The organism is Nesterenkonia sp. HG001 (assembly GCF_034438835.1).
GTDB classification, from domain to species: domain Bacteria; phylum Actinomycetota; class Actinomycetes; order Actinomycetales; family Micrococcaceae; genus Nesterenkonia; species Nesterenkonia xinjiangensis.
Genome location: NZ_JAOSZD010000002.1, coordinates 499,080 through 512,971, shown reverse-complemented (window position 1 = coordinate 512,971; position 13,892 = coordinate 499,080). Strand labels below are relative to the sequence as shown.

The following is a 13,892-nucleotide window of genomic DNA, read 5'->3' as shown; positions in this document are numbered from 1 at the left end:
GATCAGCGCCATGACGCCCGACACGCCGCGCCAGCACCGGTCGACGATCGGTGTGGCGCAGGAGGAGGAATCCATGACACCGCTCAGCCTGGGCACAGGATCCCACGGAGTTCCCAGGGACTTCCCAGCTCTGATGGAGCTGCTGGGGTCCCGACCCCAGCCCGCCGTCGTCTGGTACGGGCCGTCCGAGGAGCGCGTGGAGCTCTCCGGAAGGGTCCTGCAGAACTGGGCGATCAAGCTGGTCGGACTCTTCCGCGAGGAGGCCGAGCTGGAGCTCGGCGATCACGTGCTGGTGGACGTCGCCCCGCACTGGAAGGCCTGCGCCGTCGTGCTGGCGGCCAGCTCCCTGGGCTGCCGAGTGACGCTGGGCCGCACTCGGGAGGTCAAGGCGGAGGAGGTCCGCCTGGTGGTCACTGACCGACCCCAGGCTTGGGAGGCGTCCGAGGCGCTCGGCGACGCCGAACTGGCGGCCCTGTCCCCCGGCCTGCTCGACGACTCCTACGCCGACGCCCTCGGAGAAGACATCCCCGGATGGGTGCTCGATGTCTCCGCGGAGGTCCGTCAGCACCCCGATCAGCTCCTGGACCCGCTGCCGCAGGTCGCCCTTCCGGCGCACGAGGGGGCCAGCACAGCCGGATCCGAGTCGATGGCGCGCTGCGACGTCATCTGCGCCGACGAAGAGGGCCTGGCCGTCATCCTCGACTCTGCCCAGCGATGGAAAGCCTGGCGCGCCCAGGCCTGGGACCCGCAGGCACCAGCGGTGATCCTCCACGCCTGGGCCGGCAGCGGGACGGTGGTGGTGGTCGACGCCGGCACCCTCGGGGGCCAGGACGAGATCTGGGATCGGGTGCTCAGGAACGAGGGTGTCGACTGAGATGCTCGTCGCGGGCGGGCCGGTGCTCTCCGGTGACCACAGGGATGTCCCCGGTGAGCAGCTCGCGGTCGGAGATCATGTGCGGACCCGGCTCATGCTCGGCCTCGGCCTCGCCGGTGAAGACCCAGAACTTATAGGCCACGAAGCGGAACGCGGTGGCCAGCACCAGGCCGATGACGTTGCCGGCGATGAAGACCTGGGTGACCGAGTCCATCCCCAGGAGGTACTTGCTCACGCCCACACAGCCGGTCTGGATTCCCAGCCCGATAGCGTTCATCAGCAGGAACATCATCAGTTCACGCATCTTGCCGCGAGTACGGCTGTGCCGGAAGGTCCAGTACCGGTTCGCGACCCAGGAGAACATGGTGGCCACCGCACCGGCGACGACCTTCGCCTTGAGCTGGGAGTCGTCGAGCGGCCCGCTGAGGAGCCAGAGGAAGATCGCGGAGTCGATCACGAACGCCACGCCGCCGACCACGCCGAACTTGGCGAGCTCCCGCCACAGGGCGAGGAAGAGGTCGCGGGCGCGGAACCAGAGGCGGGAGATCATAGACTGCAGGGACTCCATCAGCGGAAATAACGGGGGCGGGCGAGCAACTCAGGCCACAGCCTAGGCCTTACCCGCCGTCGTCCAGTGTACGGAAAACCCTGGACGTCTCCTGCAGAGCAGCTGGTTCGACCCCCTGCTATGAGCAGAATCACGGCCCCGCCCGCACCGACCGACACCCCGCAGACACGGCCGCGGGCGCACCCGCCATGCCCTCCCGGGTGTTTCCTCACCGCCGGGGCATCCCCGATGCTCCATAATGAGGGACTGTGACTCCAGCCGAAGCCCACTCATCAGTGACCGCGCCCCACCTGGCAGCTGCGGCCCGCGGCGATGCGCCGCGCGTCGGCGTCCTCGGAGACGGCCAGCTGGCCCGCATGATGGCGCCGGCCGCCGTGGAGCTCGGCATCGAGCTGCGGCTGCTCGCCGGCTCCGCGGACTCCTCCGCCGGTCAGGTGATTCCCCGCACCACCCTCGGGGACTACCGCTCCGTGGAGGACGTGCTGGCCTTCGCCGACGATGTCGACGTCATCACCTTCGACCATGAACACGTCCCGGCCGAGGTGCTCACCGCGCTGATCGACCAGGGCACGGCACTGCACCCAGGCCCAGACGCCCTGCACTACGCCCAGGACAAACTGGCCATGCGCCGCGCCGTCGAGGAGCTCGGCCTGCCCAACCCGCGCTGGGCGGAGGTGCACAGCGTCGAGGAGCTGGTCGGCTTCGGCGAGGAGACCGGCTGGCCCGTGGTCCTCAAGACCCCGCGCGGCGGCTACGACGGCAAGGGCGTGCGCATCATCACCTCCGCTGAGACCGCCGTCCAAGCTCAGGACTGGTTCGACCGCGCCGCAGCCCAGCACACCGGGCTGCTCGCCGAGGAGAAGGTCCCCTTCACCCGTGAGCTCTCCGCCCAGGTGGCACGCTCCGCCCTCGGCGAGATCCGTGCCTATCCTGTGGTCGAGTCCAACCAGGCCCACGGCGTCTGCGATGAGGTCATCGCCCCCGCCCCGCACTCCCACCCCACCCACATGGAGGACGCCGCGAGCATCGCCCGGCTCATCGCCGAGCGCCTCGCCGTCACCGGGATGCTCGCCGTGGAGCTCTTCGAGATCGCCGAGGGCGAGCGCGCCGGCGTCTACGTCAACGAGCTGGCCATGCGTCCCCACAACTCGGGCCACTGGTCCATGGACGGGGCCGTCACCGGTCAGTTCGAGCAGCACCTGCGCGCGGTGCTGGGCCTCCCCCTGGGCTCCACCGCCCCGATCGCCGGCCCCGGCAGCCGCACCGTGATGAAGAACCTCTTCGGAGCCTCCGCGCCGAACCTGCACGCCGGAGTGCCCGACGCCGCACGCCACCTGCCCGAGAGCAGGATCCACCTCTACGGCAAGGAACCCCGCCCCGGGCGCAAGGTGGGACATGTGAACGTGGTGTTGGCACCGGAGCCCGGCGAGCCCGCCGTCGCCGCCGGGGAGCTCCAGCGCGCCCGGCAGGCCGCTGCACGCGCCGCGGAGCTGATCACCGAGACGACTGCCGCACGACCACACCACGACGAAGGGACCGGCACCGATGGCCGATGACTCCAGCCCACTGGTCGGACTCGTGATGGGTTCGAACTCCGACTGGCCCACCATGAAGGCTGCCGCCGCGGCTCTCGACGAGTTCGGCATCCCCTTCGAAGCCGACGTCGTCTCCGCCCACCGGATGGCCGAGGAGATGATCGACTACGGGCGCACCGCCCACGACCGAGGGCTGCGGGTGATCATCGCCGGCGCCGGCGGAGCGGCTCATCTCCCCGGGATGCTCGCCTCCGTGACACCCCTGCCGGTGATCGGCGTGCCGGTGGCGCTGCGGCACCTCGACGGCATGGACTCGCTGCTGTCCATCGTCCAGATGCCAGCTGGAGTCCCGGTGGCCACCGTGTCGATCGGCGGGGCGCGCAACGCCGGGCTCCTGGCCGTGCGCACCTTGGCCTCCGGCGACGGTGACCTGGCTGCCCGCCTGCGCGAGAAGCTCGTGGAGTTCGCCGCCGACCTCTCCGCGCAGGCTCACGCGAAAGGGGCCTCGCTGCGCGAGGAGGCCGCTGAGCTGCCCACCTACCGTCGTCGCCACACGCATTCCTGACCGATGACCCCGGCAAACGTCACCTATCACCGTTTCACGACCGAACCCGAGGTCGTCCGCAGCCCGCAGAGGGGCTCCTCCACTGACCGCACCCGTCGGGCCGTCCTGCTGCTGGCCATGACCCTGTTCTTCCCCGGCTCCGCGCAGATCGCCGCCGGCCACCGAGGCTTCGGGCGCAAGGCGGTGGCCGTCACGATCGCCGTCTGGGCGGTGCTGCTGGTCGGTGTCGTCATGTTCTTCACGCTGCGCGGACTGGTGCTGGGCCTGGCCACCCGTCCCTTCACCCTGTGGATGCTCACCGTGCTGCTCGGCGCCCTGGCCCTCGGCTGGGCCGTACTGTGGATCGACACCTTCCGGCTGCTGCGGATCACCACCCTGGCGCCCGGGCTGAAGCCGATCATGGCCGTGGCCACCGTGCTGCTGATGGCGATCACCTCGGGCGGACTGGGCTACGCCGCGCACCTGGTCAACGAGTCCCGCGGGTCGCTCTCGGGCATCTTCAGCGCCGGCCCGGCCATCGACGCCGTCGACGGCCGGTACAACTTCCTGCTGCTCGGCGCCGACGCGGGCGAGGGCCGCGAAGGGCTGCGCCCGGACTCCATCCACGTGGTCAGCGTCAATGAGAACAGCGGTGAGTCGATCCTCATCTCCATCCCGAGGAACTTCCAGAACGCCCGGTTCAACGAGGGGTCCCCCCTCTGGGACGCCTACCCCACCGGTTATGACTGCGGCAACGAGTGCATCATCAACTTCCTCTACACGGATGTGATGAACCACCACCAGGACCTCTACCCCGACGCCGAGGACCCCGGTGCCGAAGCGATGATGGACGCCACCTCCGGCATCCTGGACCTCGACGTCAACGGCTACGTGATGATCGACATGGACGGCTTCGCCCACCTCATCGACGCCATGGGCGGGGTCACCGTGGACTCCGGAGGCTGGGTCCCCTACCGCGGCCCGCGGCCGGACGGCACCTGGGGCGACAACTGGTGGGGCCCCGGAGAGCACACCTTCAGCGGCAACGACGCGCTGGCCTACGCACGCTCTCGCACGTTCTCCTCCGACTACAACCGCATCCAGCGGCAGCAGTGCATCCAGCAGGCGATGATCGCCCAGTTCAACCCGCAGACCCTGCTCACCCGGTTCACCGAGATCATGGATGCCGGCGAGCAGGTCGTGGAGACCAACCTGCCGCAGTCGCAGCTGGGCTCCTTCCTCGACCTCGCCGTGGACGCCAAGGAGCAGACGCCGCAGCGCCTGGTCCTGGGGGCGCCCGACTTCGGCTCAGCCGGCGATCAGTTCTCCACCTACCCGGACTTCGATGAAATCCATCAGCGCGTGGACGAGCTCATCGAGCAGGAGGAGGGAGGCAGCAGCTGGTTCAGCTCCGCCGGACCGCAGAAGCCGGTGCTGGGCGCCGCAGTGGTCACCACCGCCTCCGTGGAGACCCGTGACGCTGTGGAGGATGACGAGCCCACCCTGGATGATGAGACCGAAATACCCACTCAGCCGGACGGCTCCCCCCTGACCGCGGAATACCTGCGGGACCTGCAGGACGCCGGGCAGCAGGGCGTCCTGGAAGAGGCGGCCTCCAGCAACTACGAGTGCACACCGCTGCGCTGAGCCCGCCCGTCGGAGCAGGGAGGCGCCCCTGGGAGTTTGGCCACAGTTCTCCGGAAGTCCGCCAGCATCTGCCTGACCACGCCGCGCCCGCTGATAGTGTTCTGGCGATGTTCAGGATGACCAACCCCGTACGCGACTATGCCTGGGGCTCGACCACTGCGTTCAGCCGGCTCTTCGGCCTGCCTGCCGACGGACCCCAGGCCGAGCTGTGGATGGGCGCTCACCCTGCGGCCCCCTCCCAGGTGGTGATCGACGGCGCCCCCACCGGCCTCGACGCCCTGTGCGAACGCCGCCCCGAGCTGCTGGACGGGCACGACGGATTCCCCTACCTGTTCAAGGTGCTGGCCGCCGACCGGCCGCTGTCCATCCAGACCCATCCCACCAGGGAACGCGCCCAGGCAGGCTTCGCCGCCGAGGAGGCGGCCGGGATTCCCCGGGACTCCCCACGACGCAACTACAAGGACACTCACCACAAGCCGGAGCTAGTGGTGGCGGTGGAGGACTTCTCCGCCCTCTGCGGGTTCCGCCCATCTCCGGCGGCCGCCGGCGACGTCGCCGCGCTGCGCAGTCTGCTGGCCGACGCCTCAGCTGGCAGTACGGCCGACGTGCCGATGCTCGCGGCGCTGGAGCAGCTGGAGCACCTGCTGGAGGCAGAACGCCTGGCCGAGGCCCTGGAACTGATCCTGCGCGGAGAACGCGGAGCCTTCGCGAGGATCGCTGCCGCAGTGGTCGAGATGCTGGACGAATCTGGGCCGGATGAGCCCGGTCTGGACCCGATGGCTGCAGACACTCTGCGGCGCGCCGGCTCCGCATTCCCGGACGACCCTGGGCTGCTCGTGGCACTGCTGCTGAACCGGGTGGACCTCTCCCCCGGCCAGGCACTGTACCTGCCCGCCGGGAACCTGCATGCCTACCTGCACGGGGTGGCCGTGGAGATCATGGCCAACTCGGACAATGTGCTGCGCGGCGGGCTGACGTCCAAACACATCGATGTGGACGAGCTGCTGGCAGTGACCGACGCGACCGTGCTCCCGGTGCCATGGTGCACCCCTGCCTCGGTGGACGAGCACCGGCGGCGCTACACCCCGAACTGCGAGGAATTTCAGCTCGAGCATCTGATCCTGGGAGCTCACCGTCGGGAGACCGGGGAAGAGACCCCTGCCGTTCGAATCCGCCCCGATGGGCCGAGCGTGCTGCTGTGCCTGCGTGGCGAGATCCACGTGGAGGGCGAAGCCGAAAGCCGGACCTCCTTGGTCCTTCGAGCCGGCGAGTCGGCGTTTCTGGCTCCGGATGAGGGCGTCGCCGTGAGCGCCGAGGCTGAGTCTGAAGCCTTCCTCGCCGCGCCTGGCCGTGCGGCGCAGGACTGACCCTCAGTCTCAGCTCTCTCCAGGAGGTGGCTCCCGCCGCAGCTCCCTGGGCCGAGCGTCACGACGGCGGCGCGCCGTCCAGTAGGCCCGCGCCTCCTCCGGAGACTCGGTCGGCTCATGCGTGACGACCGCCGAGGGCGGTGGCACGTCCTCCGAGGCGCTTTCCTCGGCGTCGTCCTCCTGGCCTTCACGGCCTTCACGGCCTTCACCCTCGACGGTCGTCATGCGTGGTCCTCTCTCAGGGTCCTGGTCTCAGGGTCCGGGCCCCGATCATACGCCTGGCTCAGCGCGTGGAGGCATAGTCGTACACCTGCTCGGCCTCAGCGCCGAAGTAGGGTCCGAACATCACGTCGGGCAGGAAGGTGTAGCCGTAGGAGTTCACGGAGTTCTGCGCGCCGGCAGAGCCGGTGCCCAGGAACCAGGGGCCACCGGAGGAGCCGCCGGTCATGTTGCACGGGATTCCCTGGGTGCTGCCGCCGAGCGGATCGTTGCTGGCGGTGCCCTGGCACTGGTGCAGCTCCTGGCCGTTGAAGGGTGCGGCGGCCGGATAGCCGTAGGCCGAGTAGTACTGGCCGCGGGGCTGGTTGAAGGTGATCGCGGAGGCGACACCGACCTGCTGCTGCACGGTGGTGCCGTTCTTGGTCTCCAGGACCGCGAAGGCATAGTCGTGCTCGAAGTCGCTGCTACGCGCCCACTGGTCGGAGGTCACGAGTTCCTCGGCAGCCCAGACGCCGTGCTGAGACTCCCCGTAGTCGTAGGCGGGGGCGAAGACGAAGTTGCTCGCGAAGTCTCCTCCGTCGCCGTCGTGCAGACAGTGCCCTGCAGTGGCGACTGTGGACTGGTTGGCCGACGCCACCACGTTCGCCGAGCAGACGAAGTCGCCTGCGGAGGTGGAGAAGAAGACCTTGCCGATGTGCGGGCTGTCTGCCGGATTCTGCTGCTGGCTCTGGTGGGGCTCGATCGTTCGCGGGTCTGCCGCCTCGAACTCGCTGAAGATGTCCTCCAGAGTGGCGCCGTCCACCTCTTCCACGATCTCCGGCTCGACGGGTTCGGCCGCAGCCATCCGCTCCGGCGTCCAGTACTCCTCAGCCTCGGCCTGCTCGCCGTCAGGCACGACGTCGACTTCGACGCCGTCCTGGGCGGGACCGGACGGGAGGTCCGCTCCGGAGTCTGCGGCGACGGGGGTGGCCGTCACCAGTGCTGCGGCGCTCAGCCCGAGGACGCCGCCCAGGCTCATGATTCGCCTGATGCTCATATTCTTCTCCCCTTTCAGGAGTTTCTCTGTCAGGCCACAGCCCATGTTCCGAGCTGTGACCAACGACACAGTAGCAACGGGATTCACTCCTGTGAAGAGGTTGCCAGAAGAAAGTAACTCAGAAGTCACATGCTGATCAGACTGACAGGCAGCACCGATCATCGGTGAATCGTTCCAGGTCAGCGAGACTCTGCACGAGGAGCAGACGACGAGGTCGTCGACGGCGGCGAGATGTGCTGCGCTGGACTGTCCCAAGCCTGAGCATCGTGGACCACCTGATGCCATGGCGCTCCAAAGGGGTGTTACGATACGGACCGTGACGAATCTAAACCCAGATGTGACGACGAGACCACCTGGTCGCCCACGTGACACCGCCAGAGAAGATGAGATTCTGGGTGTCATCCTCGAGGTGCTGAGCACATCGGGCGTCGACGGTGTCACGTTCGAAGAAGTCGCTCGGCGCGCCCGAGCATCGAAACGCACGCTCTATCGCCGGTGGGCGACGAAGCAGGAGATGATCGTCGCCGCCATCAAGGCCGGACCCGCCGCGGCGACCAAGCCCGAGCCGATCGACACGGGATCTCTGCGAGGAGATCTCTTGGCACTGCTCGAACGGCTGGAAGCGACGATGGACGCCGGCGAACCCATCAGCCTGACGATCATGCAAGCAGGGCTGCGTGACCCCGACCTCTGTGAACACATCGAGGCGTCAGCAGGTCCGACCGGCGCCCGCCTCACCGATGCCGTCCTGCAGTCCGCGATAGCCCGCGGTGAGCTCCCCGCGACGGCTGACCGCTTCGCCTACGAGGAAGTCGCCGCCGGGGTGCTCATCATCCGCAAGCTCAACGGCCTGTCGACCGACGCCACCTACCGCGAAGCCCTGGTCGACGCGATCCTGATCCCCGCGCTCCGCAGCGGCGTGGAAGCCGGCCAGCACGGCATCTTCTCCGGCGCGCCCACACCGTCAGCTCCGACCCGCACCGATGAACACGAGAGACTCCATGACTGATCTCAGGATCCCAGACTTCACCTACGACCGCCTCACCGGCACGGACGGCGTCGGGCTCAACGTCGCACATGCGGGGCACGGACCACCCGTCGTCCTTCTTCACGGCTTCCCACAGACGCATGTGATGTGGAGCGCCGTCGCCGGAGACCTCAGCCGCGACCACTCCGTGATCGCCGTCGATCTGCGAGGCTACGGGGACAGCGACAAGCCGGAGGCTGCGACGCCGGACACGTATTCGAAGCGCACCATGGCCTCGGACGTCGTGGAAGTCGCCATGCAGCTCGGTCATGATCGATTCGCCGTCATCGGCCACGATCGTGGCGCGCTCGTCGGCGTCCGTGCCGGCCTCGATCACCCCGACACGATCACCCACACCGGGATACTGGACGTGCTCCCGACGATGGACACCTGGGATGTCCTCCACGGCGTCGACGCCAAGATCGCCTGGCACCTCTACCTCATGGCGCAGCCCAGAGGGCTGCCCGAGAAGATGATCGAGGCTGTCGCCGAAGAATTCTTCGCCTCCTTCCTCGACGCCTGGGACCCCACCGGCACCACCTTCTCCCCGGAGCTGCGCGCCCACTACGTGAGGGCGTCCACGGCGGCCGTGCCATCCATCGTCGCCGACTACCGAGCGACGGCGAGCATCGACCTGGACATGGATCGGGCAGATCGCGCGAACGGGCGGCGACTCTCGATGCCCGTGGCCGTCATCTCGCAGGACTGGGGCAGCCAGCTCGGGTTCGATCCCACCCAGATCTGGGGTGCCTGGGCAGCCGACTTCACCTACGAACCGATCAACGCCGGTCACTTCATGGCCGAGGAGAATCCTGCCCGGATCGCTGAGTTCACCCGACGGCTCCTGGGTCGATAGACCACGGAGCCGACCGCCGGCCCTCCGATCATCCAACACAGGGAGGGAGTCCCGATCAGCTGCGGATGTAGGTCTCCCACTTGCGGGCCTGGTGCTCAGCCTCCACCGTGCGAACCGTGCCGGACTTCGCGCGCATGACGATCGAATGCGTCGTGACCCGCTCGCCCTCATAGCGCACACCGCGCAGCAGGTCGCCGTCGGTGATGCCGGTGGCGGCGAAGTAGCAGTTGTCAGAGGTCACGAGCTGCTCGGTGGTGAGGATGTCCGAGACGTCATGGCCCGCGGCCTCGGCAGCCTCACGCTCGGCGTCGTCGGTGGGGGCCAGACGGCCCTGGATGACGCCGCCGATCGCGCGGATGGCGCAGGCGGTCACGATGCCTTCCGGCGTACCCCCGATCCCCATCAGCGCGTCCACGCCGGAGCCTTCGCGGGCAGCGGCGATCCCGCCGGCCACGTCCCCGTCCATGATGAACCGGGTGCGGGCCCCCGCATTGCGGATGTCCTCCACCAGCTGTGCGTGGCGCGGGCGGTCCAGCACGCAGACATTGAGCTGGTTGATGCGCTTGCCCTTGGCCTTGGCGATCAGGTGCAGGTTCTGCTTGACCGGAAGGCGCAGGTCCACCATGTCTGCGGCCTCAGGACCCGTGACCAGCTTGTCCATGTAGAAGACCGATGAGGGGTCGAACATCGAGCCTCGCTCAGCCACGGCCAGCACGGCCAGCGCATTGTTGTAGCCCAGCGCGGTCAGCCGCGTCCCATCGATCGGATCGACGGCGACGTCGGCCTCCGGCCCGGCGCCGTTGCCCACCCGTTCACCGTTGAAGAGCATCGGCGCCTCGTCCTTCTCCCCCTCACCGATGACGACCACGCCGTTGAGGTTCACCGTGTCGAGAAGGGAGCGCATGGCGTCCACGGCGGCACCGTCGGCGCCGTTCTTATCACCATGGCCGACCCAGGCGCCGCCGGCGATGGCGGCCGCCTCGGTCACGCGGACGAGCTCGAGGGCCAGGTTCCGGTCCGGCTCGGAGTCCCCCACCGCCAGCCGGGGCGAGAGATGCGAGTAGTCCTGCGGGCTCTCGGCACTCGGGGCGGGGGTCGTCGTTTCAGTCTCGGACTCGTTGGACACGTCGTCAGCCACCTGTTCGTCTCGCCGTGGACGGCTTCGTCGCCGCCCGTTGCTGTCGGTGCCTCGATGATAACGCGGGGCATGCCTGGAGGAGCTGGTGACCGGCGGGTACAGGCGCCTGTGACATGTAAGGTTCTGCTCACTCAGCCGGGCGGACGATGTGAGACGACGGCGGAGGCTCGCCATCTCCCCAGACCCGCGCCCCGATCCAACTGCCCCGCCCCCGCCCGGCTGCGTGATGCGATCACCTTCCGCGACGGCACCTGCCAAGCCCTCGGCTGCGAGATCCCCGTGCCTCGCTGCGACATCGACCACCGGCCGAAATCCCACGGCCACCTCACAGTGCCCGAACCCACGGCACCAGAACCCACACCACCCGAACCCGCACGGTCCGACCCTCCTCCGGAACGGATCCGCCGCAGGGGCCGTCCCGAGGACACCCTGCCCACCGGCCTGCACTCCCATGATCCCCGCGGCCCCAGCAGCCATCGCCGGGGACTCCCTGCCCACACACCCGTCGACCTCGTCCACACACATCACGAGGTCCACGACCGTGCCCACCCCTCAGTCGGCGCGCGCGTCGTCGACCGCTCCCGGGGTGGCGAGCCGGTCGAGGGCCTCATCCCGCATCTGGACCTTGCGGACCTTCCCAGTCACGGTCGTGGGGAACTCGTCGACGACTGTCACGTACCGGGGGATCTTGTACCGCGCCAGACGACCATGGCAGAACCGCCGCAGCGCCGTTGCGGTGAGCAGCTCGGCCCCGTCGCGCAGCCGCACCCAGGCCATGAGCTCCTCGCCGTACTTCTCGTCCGGCACTCCGATCACCTGGGCGTCGACGATGTCCGGATGGGAGTAGAGGAACTCCTCGATCTCTCGGGGGTAGATGTTCTCCCCTCCCCGGATCACCATGTCCTTCATCCGGCCGGTGATCTGCACGTACCCGGCGCTGTCCATCCGTGCCATGTCCCCGGTGTGCATCCACCCCTCGGCGTCCACCGCCTCGGCGGTCCTGTCGGACTGGTCCCAGTAGCCCTGCATGACCAGATATCCACGGGTGCACAGCTCGCCGTCGCGATCCACAGGCAGGGTCACCCCACTGACCGGGTCCACCACCTTGACCTCCACGTGCGGGCCTGCACGTCCCACGGTTCCCACCCGGCGGCCCAGCTCGTCGTCCACGCGCGTCTGCAGAGACACCGGTGAGGTCTCAGTCATGCCGTAGCAGATGGTGACCTCTTCCATATGCATCACTTCGATCACCTGCCGCATGATCTCCTGCGGACACGACGAGCCGGCCATGATGCCGGTGCGCAGGCTGCTCAGGTCGAAAGAGTCGCGGTCCTCGAGCCCGAGCTCGGCGATGAACATCGTGGGCACGCCGTAGAGGCTGGTGCAGCGCTCGTCCTGCACGGTCTGCAGCGTGATGCGCGGATCGAACGTCGGGGCCGGGATGACCATGGCCGCACCGTGGGTGGTGGCTCCGAGGTTTCCCATGACCATCCCAAAGCAGTGGTAGAAGGGCACCGGGATGCAGATCCGGTCCCGTGCGGTGTATCGACAGATCTCCCCCACGAAGAAGCCGTTGTTCAGGATGTTCCGATGAGTCAGCGTCGCACCCTTGGGGAAGCCGGTGGTCCCGGAGGTGTATTGGATGTTGATCGGGTCGCCCGGGTCCAGCGCGGCGGCGACGGCGTCGAGTGTGTACTCATCCGGCTCCGGGACCATCAGCTCCTCCCACTCCGGGGAGCCCATGATCACGCTGAGCTCCAAAGCGCCCAGCTCCTGCTCGGCGGCGCGCAGCATGGCCGGGTAGTCCTGGCCGCGGACGGCGTCGGAGGCGATGACGGCGGTGATGCCCGCCTGGCCGAGCACGTGGTTCAGCTCGTGCTGGCGGTAGGCGGGATTGATGGTGACCATGATCGCGCCCAGCTCGGCGGTCGCGTACTGAGTCAGCGTCCATTCCCAGCGGTTCGGGCTCCAGAGGCCGACCCGCTGCCCTGTCCTGACTCCGGCGCGATGCAGTCCGGTGGCCAGCCGACGCACGTCGCGGCGGAACTCGGCGTAGGTCCAGCGCCGGCCGTGATGGACGTCCACCAGCGCCTCCCGCTCACCATGCTCCTCGACGGTGAGCCGGAGGCTGTCGCTGATGGTGGTCTGCAGCAGGACCGGCTCGGCCGGGCCGACGTCGTATGCGAGGGTGTCGCGGGTCTCATGGCTCAGGTTCATCTGTGCTCCGGATCCTGCCGAGAATAGTGGCGACGTCCGATGGATGACGACAGGGCCGAAGCTCACAGCACAGTGAGGCGGATCACAACACTTCGGCGAGGAGAACTGCAGGGCAGCCTGCGGAGGCCTGCTCAGCGGGGCATCTCGACCTCCACGGCGGCGCGCGCCATGACCTCCAAGGCGCGGGCGCCGATCTGCGAGGTCCGCGCCGAGGGGGCCCGGCCATGGAAGTGCCTGAGCGAGTGGGCGGTGGAGTTGATCAGACCGAAGAGGCCATGGACGCGGATCCGCAGCTCCTCGGCATCCGCCGTCGGATGGAGGGCACTGATGCTCTCGGCCCAGATGTCCATGTATTCGCGCTGCATCCGGCGGATGCGCCGCCGGTCGTCGTCCGCCAGACGGCCCAGCTCCTGCTCCTGCACCCGGATGACCTCAGGGCTGCCCAGCGCGAAGCGCACCTGGAAGGCGATGAGCCGATGCAGCCTCTCCTCCGGGGACAGCGACTGGGCACGCAGCTGCTCGGCACCTTCGAGCAGCTCCTCGCTCACCCCCAGCAGCAGCTGGCAGAGCATGTCCCGCTTTCCCTTGAAATGGCGGTAGATGGCCTGGCCAGTCACTCCCACCTCACCGCCGATGTCGTCCAGCGCCACGGCGGAGAAGCCGCGAGTGCCGAAGAGCCGGCCGGCTGCCTCGAGGAGTTCCCCGCGGCGCCGGTCCTTCTCCTGCTGGCGGCGCGTGAGCGGGGCACCCTCAGGGATGGACATCATGTGATCACCCCCACTAGAGTCGCTTTCAGTGAACATCGGTTAACTCAAATCTACCGGACTGCAGGAGGACGACGTGGAGCCACGGGGCATCTCGCAG

13 protein-coding genes are annotated in these 13,892 nt (G+C 68.3%); 7 read left to right on the top strand and 6 right to left on the bottom strand.

Annotation, left to right across the window (positions count from 1 at the left end):
- Positions 1–73 precede the first annotated feature (73 nt).
- Positions 74–874, top strand: coding sequence for a TIGR03089 family protein (locus tag ODE13_RS05235; protein WP_322478283.1), 801 nt, complete (start codon positions 74–76; stop codon positions 872–874).
- Here ODE13_RS05235 and ODE13_RS05230 read toward each other — a convergent pair.
- Entirely contained in the window at positions 852–1,424 is a 573-nt protein-coding gene (locus ODE13_RS05230) for a GtrA family protein (RefSeq protein WP_322478282.1), read from the bottom strand. The two genes, ODE13_RS05235 and ODE13_RS05230, sit on opposite strands and share 23 nt — an antisense overlap.
- Before the next feature lie 266 nt (positions 1,425–1,690).
- On the opposite strand from ODE13_RS05230, the gene ODE13_RS05225 reads away from it, so the two are divergent.
- From ODE13_RS05225 to manA, 4 genes are all read left to right on the top strand, one after another.
- Positions 1,691–2,998, top strand: a complete 1,308-nt coding sequence (locus tag ODE13_RS05225; RefSeq protein WP_322478281.1) for a 5-(carboxyamino)imidazole ribonucleotide synthase — start codon at positions 1,691–1,693, stop codon at positions 2,996–2,998.
- Entirely contained in the window at positions 2,988–3,542 is a 555-nt protein-coding gene (gene purE / locus ODE13_RS05220; protein WP_322478280.1) for a 5-(carboxyamino)imidazole ribonucleotide mutase, read from the top strand. Before ODE13_RS05225 ends, purE begins: the two co-directional genes overlap by 11 nt.
- A 3-nt stretch (positions 3,543–3,545) precedes the next feature.
- Positions 3,546–5,168 (top strand): LCP family protein, encoded by a 1,623-nt coding sequence (locus tag ODE13_RS05215; protein WP_322478279.1) that lies wholly within the window; start codon positions 3,546–3,548, stop codon positions 5,166–5,168.
- Between the two features lie 107 nt (positions 5,169–5,275).
- Positions 5,276–6,535 carry a mannose-6-phosphate isomerase, class I gene (gene manA, locus ODE13_RS05210; protein WP_322478278.1) on the top strand — a complete coding sequence of 420 codons (1,260 nt, stop codon included), beginning with the start codon at positions 5,276–5,278 and terminating at the stop codon, positions 6,533–6,535.
- A 9-nt stretch (positions 6,536–6,544) separates the two neighbouring features.
- Here the strand turns inward: manA and ODE13_RS05205 are convergent, their stop codons facing one another.
- Entirely contained in the window at positions 6,545–6,760 is a 216-nt protein-coding gene (locus ODE13_RS05205; protein WP_322478277.1) for a hypothetical protein, read from the bottom strand.
- A 58-nt stretch (positions 6,761–6,818) separates the two neighbouring features.
- Positions 6,819–7,790: a trypsin-like serine peptidase gene (locus ODE13_RS05200; protein WP_322478276.1), complete on the bottom strand. Its 972-nt coding sequence runs from the start codon at positions 7,788–7,790 to the stop codon at positions 6,819–6,821.
- Between the two features lie 316 nt (positions 7,791–8,106).
- Between ODE13_RS05200 and ODE13_RS05195 the strand changes: the two genes are divergently transcribed.
- The gene (locus ODE13_RS05195) at positions 8,107–8,799 is read left to right on the top strand and encodes a TetR/AcrR family transcriptional regulator (protein WP_416210560.1); all 693 of its coding nucleotides are present in this window, start codon (positions 8,107–8,109) and stop codon (positions 8,797–8,799) included.
- A complete protein-coding gene (locus ODE13_RS05190; protein WP_322478274.1) occupies positions 8,792–9,673 on the top strand; it encodes an alpha/beta hydrolase in 882 nt (293 codons plus the stop codon). Before ODE13_RS05195 ends, ODE13_RS05190 begins: the two co-directional genes overlap by 8 nt.
- Before the next feature lie 55 nt (positions 9,674–9,728).
- On the opposite strand, the gene glpX is transcribed toward ODE13_RS05190, so the two are convergent.
- The 3 genes from glpX to ODE13_RS05175 form a co-directional block, all read right to left on the bottom strand.
- Positions 9,729–10,799, bottom strand: a complete 1,071-nt coding sequence (gene glpX, locus ODE13_RS05185; RefSeq protein WP_179542962.1) for a class II fructose-bisphosphatase — start codon at positions 10,797–10,799, stop codon at positions 9,729–9,731.
- 564 nt (positions 10,800–11,363) lie between these two features.
- Complete coding sequence (locus ODE13_RS05180) at positions 11,364–13,028, bottom strand: AMP-binding protein (protein WP_322478273.1); 1,665 nt, start codon at positions 13,026–13,028, stop codon at positions 11,364–11,366.
- A 131-nt stretch (positions 13,029–13,159) separates the two neighbouring features.
- Complete coding sequence (locus tag ODE13_RS05175; RefSeq protein WP_322478272.1) at positions 13,160–13,795, bottom strand: helix-turn-helix domain-containing protein; 636 nt, start codon at positions 13,793–13,795, stop codon at positions 13,160–13,162.
- Positions 13,796–13,892 lie beyond the last annotated feature (97 nt).